Origin of the sequence: Lentilactobacillus parafarraginis DSM 18390 = JCM 14109, assembly GCF_001435895.1 — a bacterium.
GTDB lineage: Bacteria > Bacillota > Bacilli > Lactobacillales > Lactobacillaceae > Lentilactobacillus > Lentilactobacillus parafarraginis.
Map to the genome: position 1 here is coordinate 26988 of NZ_AZFZ01000026.1, position 11078 is coordinate 38065.

General features: G+C 46.8%; 9 protein-coding genes. 4 read left to right on the forward strand and 5 right to left on the reverse strand.

Annotated elements, in window-relative coordinates:
• Positions 1-10 precede the first annotated feature (10 nt).
• The 5 genes from FD47_RS07535 to FD47_RS07555 all read right to left on the reverse strand — a co-directional run bounded on the left by FD47_RS07535 (position 11) and on the right by FD47_RS07555 (position 5027).
• The gene (locus tag FD47_RS07535; RefSeq protein WP_225352843.1) at positions 11-853 is read right to left on the reverse strand and encodes a hypothetical protein; all 843 of its coding nucleotides are present in this window, start codon (positions 851-853) and stop codon (positions 11-13) included.
• Positions 854-998: 145 nt separating this feature from the next.
• Positions 999-1847, reverse strand: a complete 849-nt coding sequence (locus FD47_RS07540) for a metallophosphoesterase (RefSeq protein WP_054734464.1) — start codon at positions 1845-1847, stop codon at positions 999-1001.
• Positions 1848-1883: 36 nt separating this feature from the next.
• Positions 1884-2159 (reverse strand): hypothetical protein, encoded by a 276-nt coding sequence (locus tag FD47_RS07545; protein WP_054734482.1) that lies wholly within the window; start codon positions 2157-2159, stop codon positions 1884-1886.
• A 191-nt stretch (positions 2160-2350) separates the two neighbouring features.
• Positions 2351-3529: an MFS transporter gene (locus FD47_RS07550; protein WP_056980401.1), complete on the reverse strand. Its 1179-nt coding sequence runs from the start codon at positions 3527-3529 to the stop codon at positions 2351-2353.
• A gap of 511 nt (positions 3530-4040) precedes the next feature.
• Positions 4041-5027 carry a helix-turn-helix domain-containing protein gene (locus FD47_RS07555; protein ID WP_054734471.1) on the reverse strand — a complete coding sequence of 329 codons (987 nt, stop codon included), beginning with the start codon at positions 5025-5027 and terminating at the stop codon, positions 4041-4043.
• Positions 5028-5271: 244 nt separating this feature from the next.
• On the opposite strand from FD47_RS07555, the gene FD47_RS07560 reads away from it, so the two are divergent.
• The 4 genes from FD47_RS07560 to FD47_RS07575 all read left to right on the forward strand — a co-directional run bounded on the left by FD47_RS07560 (position 5272) and on the right by FD47_RS07575 (position 10943).
• Positions 5272-6687: a glycoside-pentoside-hexuronide (GPH):cation symporter gene (locus FD47_RS07560; protein ID WP_054734475.1), complete on the forward strand. Its 1416-nt coding sequence runs from the start codon at positions 5272-5274 to the stop codon at positions 6685-6687.
• Positions 6688-6724: 37 nt separating this feature from the next.
• Positions 6725-8686, forward strand: coding sequence for a glycoside hydrolase family 127 protein (locus tag FD47_RS07565; protein ID WP_054734478.1), 1962 nt, complete (start codon positions 6725-6727; stop codon positions 8684-8686).
• A gap of 69 nt (positions 8687-8755) precedes the next feature.
• The gene (arfA, locus tag FD47_RS07570) at positions 8756-10252 is read left to right on the forward strand and encodes an arabinosylfuranosidase ArfA (protein ID WP_054734485.1); all 1497 of its coding nucleotides are present in this window, start codon (positions 8756-8758) and stop codon (positions 10250-10252) included.
• Positions 10253-10496: 244 nt separating this feature from the next.
• Positions 10497-10943, forward strand: a complete 447-nt coding sequence (locus FD47_RS07575) for a GNAT family N-acetyltransferase (protein WP_054734480.1) — start codon at positions 10497-10499, stop codon at positions 10941-10943.
• Positions 10944-11078: the final 135 nt, after the last annotated feature.

Below are 11078 nucleotides of genomic sequence, written 5' to 3' on the forward strand. Positions count from 1 at the left end.
ATCGAAAATCCTAAAGGGCCGCAATCGAATAGTACGCCTGACCGCCAAACGTGTACAGGCTTGCGTACACGCGGAAATTAACGGTTGGGTTAATTCTGGAATACGGCGTGTGGAGATTATTGATCGTCAAACGATAACGATAGTTCCCCGTTTTATGGATGTGCTTATCATTGACGCCCTTCAGATTTGATTTGAAGTACAGATACGTCTTGGCACCCTTCTTGAGGGTCTTTTGAATTTTGACGTACGAAGTTGGCTTCTGGCGGTAATCAAACGTCACCGCCTTCTTTTCCTCGGTGAAGGTCACTGGATGATAGCGATAGTATTCAACGTATCCGTCAGTCGTGATCTTTACCAGATTACTATGATACTGATCATCGCCAAACGCCTTCAAACCGCCGGTATAAAAGTAGTTGGTTTGATTTGGAAATAGGTATGCCGGCCGTTTAATCCGGGTCAATCCGGATTTGTTAAACGTAAACATGGCTGGGAGAAACCCCGTTCCATACGCCCCCTTTGCGTAGGTGTGGCGCTTGACGTAATAGCTTAAGTCTGGCGTGTCGTTCATCAGTGGATTATCGTAGACGCTGCCATCGGTGACCACGGTGCCCTTCGGCAAAGTGATTCGCCGAATGACCTGCCCCTCGCCGGCCGCACCGCTGAATCGCAGTTTGGTCTTTTTTGCCCGGTTCAGCCGGTAGTACTTCGACGCCCTTGACTCGCTCAGTGCGTTAACGGTGGTCGCCGTTTCCCGAACTGGTTTCGTCCCGGCAGCTGCCGACACGCTCATGGCCGTGACAAAAAGGCCAACCAGCATGCTCAACAAAACAGTTCCTAATAGATTGTGACGCATGTTCAATTCCCCTTTCAAGTTCACCATTCATCTTATCATACCCCGCTAAAAACCTTAATAATGGTGTTTGCGGTGTAGATGCAGATATTTCGCCAGAAAATAGGCGGCGTCACAGTACCAAGTTTCAAGTTGCTTCATCATTTAATCAATCCTCCAACACAAACATGACCCGCTTCAATTCTCCTAATGCGTCGGCGGCGTTTTGCCACTGGAAATCGTATCCTAACGATAAATTTTGATAATAGATCCCGTGATTCGTTAATTTCATCGGCATGTGGGAATGGCCGCTCAATGCAATTGTGACGTGATTGTCTTCAAACAACTCCCGATAACGCTCACTTCCCAGTTGATAGAGGAAGCGATCGTACAATGGGATCGGCATCTGGCGGGCTAGGCGCTTGGTTGGCAGCATGTGGCTGGCAACCAATAGTTTCCGGGAGCCAAAAACCATGCCGTTGATTTGGTGCTGCCACTCAAAAATCTGCCGGGTTACCCAATCGCGATCACGACGGGCGTCAATCTGATTGCCATTAATATACAGCTGGTCAGGCCAAACGTGTTTGGCGATGACGTTATTGGCGTAGCGGGAAAGCTTGCGCTCATCATAGTGCTTGGCAAAGGTATAATCGTACCAGCCGTTGATCCCAGTAATCATCCAGTGATTTGTCACAATTGGATGACGGGTCAGTGCGGTTGGCAGACGATCCAGTTCTCGATAGGCGTGCCGTGACGCCCGTTGAATATCAGTGATCGATTTTTCACGAGGGGCGCTGACGTACAGATCATGATTGCCAATCAGCGTCCAAAATGGAACTGGCAGTTGATTTTGAAGTTGCTCATAAAACGCCAAATTCCGATCCAATCCATTGGCTGAATCCCCCATGATGACCAGTTGATCCAACCGCATGTCGTGAACCAGCTGGGTCAAAACCGTCACAAAATCATACCGCCGGTTAAAGTCAATGTGGAGGTCCGATACAAATCCAATCCGCATCTTGTCGCCCACTTCCTCTTCAAATCATTTCGGCCATCAATATTTCGCGGTCCTAAGCTCGCGTTCAATATTTTCTAAATCGGCTAAGGTGCCAATTGTACATTCGTTAATCTGCGCGTTGTTCTTAATCCGGTTCATGAGCGTTAACAGGTCTCCGGGAATCTCCCAGACCTTTTGCGAGCGATCAGCACTCACAATCACGGCCCCATTTCGTAAATGGACACGGTAGGTATCCTGATGTTGTTTGGTCGCTACTTGGTTATAGTCTTCAAACGCCGAATTAAGCTGGCTTAATAATTCCAAATTGTCCATCAATGAAATCAACCTCTTTCTACCTTCTATTATAGAAGAAACGATTCACTGGTGGTAACTAACTGGCGACTTTGGAAAATTCTTAACCGCTCACGATCCCCAAAAAGAGCTGCCATGCACTCACATCAAATGTGAAGCTCACAGCAGCTCAACGATAGCATTATTTTGTTGCATCAAAGTGACGCTCTCAATTACCCGGTTACCGATTCCCGGACCCGGATTGATTTGACAAATTCTATGACCAGCACCACCCCAAGAATCATCGCGACCATCAGGAACAACTGGGATTCATCACGACCAGGATTCAGGGCCTTATCAATATAGGGGCATAAGAAATTAGCCAAGTTCGACCCAATTAACAGCAGCGTCGACCCATCGTTAGAACGCGCCGGCGGCACAATTGACAGTGCCCGCGAGAAAATAAGCGGGACGTAGAGCCCAAAGCTTCCCCCAACGATAAATGTTCCAACCAGTACCGCTGATAAATGACCGCCGAACCCAATTGTTAAGAAGGCGGCGACCATCAGTAGAATCACAACGGCCATCATATAGTTGCCGAGCAGTTTCAGCACCTTTCCGTAGGCCGCGCCGCCGATAATCGTCCCAATTGACATCACCACAATTGCCATCGAGCCCACGGCTGGCGTGCTTAAATGCTGATCGACAATCAACGACGGCACTTTTACGTTAATCGTCATGTAGGCCACCATTAAGCAGAAGAGAATGCCGAAATAGTAGCCAAACGCCCATTTGGCGGACTTGGCCATTTTGACATCCAAATGGGCCGGGGATGCTTGAGATTTCTGAGGTGCGTAGTTAACGTTTGGAACGTAGCGCCAATTTAAGAACAGAATCGGCACGCTGATCAAATAGATCGCAAAAGCCAGCCGCCAGTTGAAAATCGCCAGCAATCCGCTGACCAACAGCGCCCCAACCGTCGCCCCAATGCCCTGAAACGTGTTCTGATAGCCCAGGAGTTTTTCCCGAATCTGGCCCTGGTACAGGTAATCAATGAGGCTAACCGCCAGCGAATTAAATAGGCCAATTCCAGCGCCAAGAAGCGCTCTGGCAACCAGCAGCATGCCAATCGTTGGCGAAACTAACGATAAAATTGTGGATAATAAGACCAGCGTGAGGCCGGCGATAATCACCTTTTTGGTGCCGGTTTTCTTGATTAGAAAATTGCTGATAATAATAAAGATTGCCATCGTCATTGAAGGCATCGTCACGGTCAGTTCAACCGTTGCTTGTGAAGCTTGGGTAAATTCTCTGCCAATTTCGGAGATTGTCCCAGCTGTCGCTCCGGTTGCCATCGTTAATAATGATAACGATAGGATTGAGAGGGCCGGAAGTTTGGCGATCTTAGTCATTGCGTTATGTCCTTCCAAATCAGTCTTGTTCGGCACCGAAATTGTTTTCAATTCCAACCAGTATAAATGTTACTAGAGAATGTCGCACTTTCAAGACTTTTAGTAAAACATCTGAGATTAAGATACCTAAGTTCTAATCATTTGTCAGCACTAGCCGCTCAAACTTCATATTATTATCAGAGGCACCTTTCATGTCAGCGCTCTATTGCAAATATACATTTTACTAAAATAAAAACGCCACTCTGCCAACCAGTAGTTAACTGATCGGTGAAGTGGTGTTCTGAACCCAGAACAAAGGCTATCATAGCCATCTATTGTTTGTTTTTCCAACTTATCCATCGGCTCAATCGTCGTCTCGATGCGCACCCACGTGAAGTCACGCGCTTCTTCAGCATCCCCAGTGGCAATGGTCGTTTGATGATAGCGTGATGCCTTTGTCGGTTTCCTTTAGTGAACAAACAAATTGATGATCACAATGGCAACCGGACCCACCATCGTGAATAGCCACTGATTAGACATTAGGCGCTTTGGGCTCATGACTCTTAGATTCAGTGGTAAGTTTGCGATCCACCGATTCATTAATTGTGTCGGCAATTCGTGATGGAACCGGAATGAATGGATCGACATGGGTGTTGTTCAAATGAATATTACTGTAGAGGCTTCGATACTCACTGGGTGATAGCCCCGTTTCTCGCTTAAACCGGCGCATAAACATCTTCGGATTCGTAAAGTACGAACTGTAGGCAATTTCCTTAATTGACATTTCGGTTCGTACCAGCAGCGTTGTCGCCACATCAATCCGTTGCTTATTAATGTATTGAAGCACCGTCATACCAGTTTGCCGCTTAAAAATTCTGGTCAAATAGTCGCGGTTAAGGTTCACACAGTTGGCAACTTCTTCAACGTTTAAGGTGTTGGCCATGTGTGATCGAATCCACTCTTTGATGTAGTCAATTTTGGCAGCGTCACCATCCGGATTATGTTGATTGACGTATGAATCAAATAGCTCGATCAGCAAGGCCGACGTTAAAAAGTCGCGTTTTTCCATGTAGGTAATTTTCTTTTTGGCTGCCAAAATCTTGTGAATCGTCACCACCGCATCATCATAATCGGGTAAGTCGAACATGATCGGCAGCGTCACATCATCGTGCTTACCAGCCGTATTCATTTTTAACCGGCTAATTACCTCGCTCTCCTCAGCATCAAAAGTGGTGACTTTTTCTTGTGGGAAAAAGTGCAGCCAGTAAAAGTCGGCGCCCGAAGCATTTTCCCGATAGCCAAAGTAGTGGGTAAATGGCGGGACAATCAACACCTGATTTTGTCGCAGCTCAAATTGCTGAGTTCCGACTTGAATGTAGATCGGTCCCCGATTACAAAAGATAATTTCATAATCCCCCTTGTGGTAAAGGGAGCGGTGCTTCCATGATTCTGAAACTTGGAATTCCCCGCCCATATAATACAGGACAGGCTTTTTAAGCGTGAACGAAAAGAATTTCATAAGTTAGTCTCCCATTCTGAAACACCAAATGTCGCAAATGAATACCATTTGTCATAAATATGGTACAAGCCGTCAGCCACTCATTTATAATAAGTCGTGTTTTGGTACCATTGGTAATATTATAGACCTTTTTTTCACAAATGTAAGCGGTTAGCATATTAAATGTAAACGTTATCAATCCGCATTGAAACGGATTTACGCTAACATTTTATGTTCCGATTTTAACCATAAGGAGACGTAAACAATGGAAAGTTCAGAAAAAAACGCCGCAACAGCCGCAAAATCAACGACTCATGCTTCTGTTAAACTGCCGGTGTCAGAAAAAATTGGCTATTCCTTTACCGACATGGCTGGGAATTTGCTGTACGTTACGATTACAAGTTACATTCTTTATTTTTACACCGATGTCTTTCAAATCTCGGTTGCTGGGGCTGGGTTAATTCTCTTAATTGCCCGGGTAGTCGATGCAATTAGTGCCCCAGTCTGGGGATCAATCGTTGATCATACCCACACTAAATGGGGACAAAGTCGCCCGTTCTTCCTTTGGTTGGCGATTCCATTCGCACTGGCGACCTTCTTAGCATTCACGGCGCCAAACCTCCACGGAAATGCGAAGTTAATCTACGCCGGCGTCACCTACATCTTGGCTGCCGGAATCATTTACACCGGGATTCAAACACCGATTACTGCCATTCTTCCAAGTTTAACTTCTGATCCAACCGAACGGATTTCTGCCAACACTTGGCGGATGGCCGGCGGATCAATTGGGGCCTTCATCACCAGTAGTTTTGCCCTACCGCTGGTTGCCTTCTTCGGGAAGGGAAATGACAAAGTCGGCTTCATGTGGGTCACCGCAATCTTTGGTGTCATTGGCGTCATCATGTTGTTCTATGCATTCTCCCACTTAAAGGAACGAACCGTTGCCGTTACGAAATCAATTCCGTTTAAAGATAGCTTAAAAGCAACCGTTGGCAACAAACCTTGGTTCATTCTGGTCATTTCATTTGTGATCTACTGGATTGCCCAGTCAGATCGAAATGGAATTGCCGTTTACTACGCCAAGTATAATCTTGGTAATGAACAGTTAACTTCCATTTTTAACGGGGTCGGAATTCTAGGCCTCTTCGCAACAATTTGTATCCCATTCATCGTAAAAGTCACTAACAAAACGGCAACCATGTTAATCGGCCTGGCTGTCGGTGCCTTTGGTCAAATGATGGTTGCCTTCGTTGGTAACAACTTTGCCTTAGTCATCACCGCATGGATTATCGGAACCCTTGGGGCTTCAGTTGCTTGTGCGATGCCATTTGCCATGTTAGCCGATACCGTTGACTTCGGTGAGTGGAAGACGGGCATTCGGGCTTCTGGCTTCCTGACCGCCGTTGGATCAGCATTCTGTATCCAATTAGGATCTGGATTGGGGAGCTTTATTCCATCCAAGATCATGGCCGCTGCCGGATTCATCGCCAACAAGTCACAAAGTGCTGCCTCCCTGGCATCAATTCACTTCTGCTTCGTTTGGCTACCGGTGATCATCTACGCGATTGTCGCTGCGATCATGTTGCTGTACTTCAAATACGAACGAAACGAACCAGTTGTTAAAGCAGATCTTGACAAACGCCACGCGCAACAAGCTGCCGCAGCTGCTCAGGAAAACTAATAATTGCTCGCTAAATAACACTGAAAGGTTGAGATAAATGGATGTCGCGGAAAAAATAAATTTACAAAACGTTGCCGTCACTTCAGATTTTTGGAATCGCTATCGAGAACTCGTTGTGAAGGAGGTTTTGCCTTATCAATGGAAAGTCATGAACGATGAAGCCAACATCTCAATTGCCGAGGATCCCCAAAACAATGGCCGGGACCAAAACAGCCACGCAATTGCCAATTTAAAAATTGCCGCTGGTCAAATGACCGGTCACCATTACGGATTCCCATTTCAAGATACTGATGTCTATAAGTGGTTGGAAGCGGCTGCCTACTCCTTTGGCTATCATCCCAATCCGGACCTCAAGAAAATCACCGACAATCTGATTGATTTGATTGCCGATGCCCAGGATGATGACGGCTATCTGTCAACATTCTTCCAAATTGATGCCCCGGAACGGAAATTCAAACGCCTCCAGCAATCCCATGAATTGTACACGATGGGCCACTATATCGAAGCGGGAGTTGCCTACTATCAGGCCACTGGAAATCAAAAGGCGCTGTCAATTGCCACAAGAATGGCTGACTGCATTGATAACCACTTCGGCCTTGACGACGGTAAAATTCCCGGCTATGACGGCCATCCAGAAATTGAACTGGCGCTGTCCCGTTTATATGAACAAACCGGAACCAAGAAGTATCTTGATTTGGCGCACTATTTCTTAAACCAACGGGGCCAAGATCCTGACTTCTTTACCAAGCAGGATAAGGCCGACGGTTGGGACAATGAAATCCTGCCGGGAATGCGTGACCTGCCCAAGACTTACTACCAAGCTGCGGAACCCATCGTTGATCAGAAAACCGCTGATGGCCACGCGGTCCGAGTCGTCTACCTCTGCACCGGAATGGCCTACGTCGCTAGATTTACCGGCGACAAAGGGTTGCTCGAAGCCTGCCACCGCTTCTGGAATGACATTGTTCACCGGAGAATGTATATCACCGGCAATATCGGTTCAACGACGACTGGCGAAGCGTTCACCTACGATTATGATTTACCAAATGACACGATGTACGGGGAAACCTGTGCGTCAGTCGGAATGTCATTTTTTGCCCGTCAAATGTTAAACATCGAAGCCAAGGGTGAATATGGTGATATCCTTGAGAAGGAGCTGTTTAATGGTGCCCTCAGTGGGATGGCACTAGACGGAAAGCACTTTTTCTACGTCAACCCTCTTGAAGCGGATCCCGTTGCCAGCAAAGGCAATCCGGGTAATTCACACGTTCTGACCCACCGGGCTGACTGGTTTGGCTGTGCCTGCTGCCCGGCAAACTTGGCGCGTTTAATCACGTCAGTTGATCAGTACCTTTACACGGTTAACGGCAACACCATCTTATCGCACCAATTTATTTCAAATGACGCCACCTTTAACGACGGCATTGAGATTCATCAGACTAACCACTTCCCTTGGAGCGGTGATATCCACTACCAGATTTCAAACCCGAACCATGGTACTTTCAAACTTGGCATCCGGATTCCAAGTTGGTCTACTAAATATGACTTGAAGATTGGCGGGGTTACCAAGTCATTACCCGTTCAAGAAGGTTTCATTTATTTGGATGTGGCTGCCAAATCACTGACCATCGATCTTCAATTAGATATGAGTACGAAAATGATGCGGGCAAGCAATCGGGTTGAATCCGACTTCGGCAAGATCGCGGTCCAACGCGGCCCGATTATCTACGCTGCCGAACAGGCTGATAATCAAGCGCCCCTGTGGCTGTATCACGTGAATAGTGAAGCCAAAACCAGTTATCATTACGATGACAAGCTCTTAAATGGCGTTGGCGTCATCAAAGTTGCCGCCAACCGGGAACAGATCGATCCAGATGGCATATCGCTCTATCAACCGGCTCAGCCAGCCACCGATACTCCGGTTGACATGACCTTAATTCCATACTACGCATGGGCTAACCGGGAAAATGGGCAAATGCGCGTTTGGCTGAATTCCTAAACCTGACCGCTGCTTTAATTAACAAACACTAGAGAATTGAATAGAGAACTGAATGGAGGATTGATCATCATCAAATCAACGTTGTCTGTTGACCTTAACAATCAAATTTCAAAAATCGACCCCAGAATTTGGGGATCCTTTACGGAACACCTCGGCCGTTGCGTTTATGAAGGCATTTACCAGCCAGATCATCCAACCGCTGACGAAGACGGCTTTCGCAAGGACGTGATCGACGCCGTTAAGAAGTTGAAAGTACCATTGATTCGCTATCCCGGCGGCAACTTCGTGTCCGGTTACAACTGGGAGGACGGCATCGGGCCAAAGGATCAGCGGCCCAAACGCCTGGATTTAGCATGGCGCAGCTTGGAAACCAATCAGTTTGGTCTTCATGAATTTATGAAATGGTGCACCAAGGTGGACGCAAAGCCTGATATGGCGGTTAACTTGGGAACCCGTGGCGTTGATGAGGCCCGCAATCTCGTTGAATACTGCAACTTCCCCAAGGGAACCTACTGGAGTGATCTTCGGCGCAAAAACGGGGCTGAAAAACCTTTCAACATCAAAGTTTGGTCCGTCGGTAACGAAATGGACGGTGACTGGCAAGTTGGCCATAAGACCGCCCATGAATACGGCCGCCTGGTCCATGAAACGGCGAAAGCCATGCGCTTAGTCGATCCATCCGTGGAGCTGGTTGCGTGCGGAAGTTCCAATCATCAAAACACAACGTTTGGCAGCTGGGAAGAGACCGTCCTCGATAACGCCTTTGATGACGTTGATTACCTGTCACTGCACCAATACTACGACAACTTTGACGATAATTTATCTGAGTTCCTAGGCAAGTCGGTTGACTTCGATCGCTTCATCACGGGCGTGGTGGCAATTTGTGATTCGGTGGCCGCCCGCAAACGCAGTACCAAGCAGATCAACCTGGCCTTTGACGAATGGAACGTCTGGTATCACTCAATGGGCGATGATAAAAAGCAAAAGCCTTGGACCCAAGCCCCGCACTTGTTGGAAGACCATTACAACTTTGAAGATGCCTTACTCGTTGGCAGTCTTGCGATTACGTTGTTAAAGCACGCTGACCGGGTTAAAATCGGCTGCTTGGCGCAATTAATCAACGTTATCGCGCCAATTATGACCAACACCACCGGCGATCCCTCGGTTTGGTACCAAACCATCTTCTACCCATTCATGCAGGTTTCCAACTTCGGTCAGGGAATCGCTCTCAAACCGGACACCGACGTGCCAACTTACAAGGCCAAGGATTACGAAGTGCCATATACGGATTCAATTGCCACTTACAATCCGGAAACCCATGAAACGGTCGTCTTCATCGTCAATAAGTCAACCGATAAGGTGCCCTTCACCCTAAACCTTTCGAACGCCAAATTTGATCATGTCGTCGACGCCACCCAATTTGCCGGCTATGACATCCATCAAACCAACGAAGATCAGTCGATGGGCTTAGAGCCGCTAAAGCAAGTAACCGTTGAAGAGAATCAGGCTAAAGCTGAGTTAGCGCCCCTTTCTTGGAATATGATTCGGATTTCAACGGAAGTATAGCGAAAACTTTTAAAAATTATTCTCAAATCGCCCCATCGTTTCCCATCAATTTCTTAAAGAGTTGACAGGAAATGATGGGGCGATTTGGTATACTGAACTTGATCAATAAGTTGCACCCACTTTTAGGAGCTGAACGCTGTGCTTCCTACTTTGAAGCACTTCCGGAAACGGCTTCATCGATGCCGATGAAAGCCAATTCCGACAAATGATGCTTGTTTCACAGACAAAATTAGAGGAGAATCCCATGAAAATTATCGAAACCAGACAACGCTCACCATTATTAATCGCCCAACTAACAGACCTATGGGAAAAATCCGTTCGGGCAACCCACCTCTTTTTATCGGCCACGGAGATCCAAAAAATAAAGACCTATATCAAGCCAGCTTTAAATGAAATCCCCCACCTGATCATTGCCGAAAATGAGCAAAACATCCCGGTTGCTTTCATGGGCATCGCCGAACACATGATTGAAATGCTGTTTGTCACACCGGAACAACGCGGCCATGGATTGGGGAGACGGTTGATTCAATATGGGATTGCCAATTACGCGATCGAAGAAGTCGCTGTTAACGAACAAAATCCTCAAGCAAAGGGATTCTATGAGCGGATGGGGTTTGAAGTTTATAAAAGAACGGACCATGATGAACAAGGCAATCCGTACCCAATTTTATACATGAAGTTACAGAATTAGAAATCGAATCCTAATTATGAATCCTCATTGATCCAGCATTGGACCAAAAAAACGCCGATAATCCTAGTAAAAACAGGATATATCGACATTTTTTAACTAACGAGCTGAAACTTGAAAGCTAATAATCACGCCAAA

Coding starts and splice junctions, on each gene's coding strand:
- FD47_RS07540 (WP_054734464.1), bottom strand. CDS start 1,847: ATGCGGATTGGATTTGTATCGGACCTCCACATTGACTTTAACCGGCGG.
- FD47_RS07575 (WP_054734480.1), top strand. CDS start 10,497: ATGAAAATTATCGAAACCAGACAACGCTCACCATTATTAATCGCCCAA.
- FD47_RS07545 (WP_054734482.1), bottom strand. CDS start 2,159: ATGGACAATTTGGAATTATTAAGCCAGCTTAATTCGGCGTTTGAAGAC.
- FD47_RS07535 (WP_225352843.1), bottom strand. CDS start 853: ATGCGTCACAATCTATTAGGAACTGTTTTGTTGAGCATGCTGGTTGGC.
- FD47_RS07565 (WP_054734478.1), top strand. CDS start 6,725: ATGGATGTCGCGGAAAAAATAAATTTACAAAACGTTGCCGTCACTTCA.
- FD47_RS07555 (WP_054734471.1), bottom strand. CDS start 5,027: ATGAAATTCTTTTCGTTCACGCTTAAAAAGCCTGTCCTGTATTATATG.
- FD47_RS07560 (WP_054734475.1), top strand. CDS start 5,272: ATGGAAAGTTCAGAAAAAAACGCCGCAACAGCCGCAAAATCAACGACT.
- FD47_RS07550 (WP_056980401.1), bottom strand. CDS start 3,529: ATGACTAAGATCGCCAAACTTCCGGCCCTCTCAATCCTATCGTTATCA.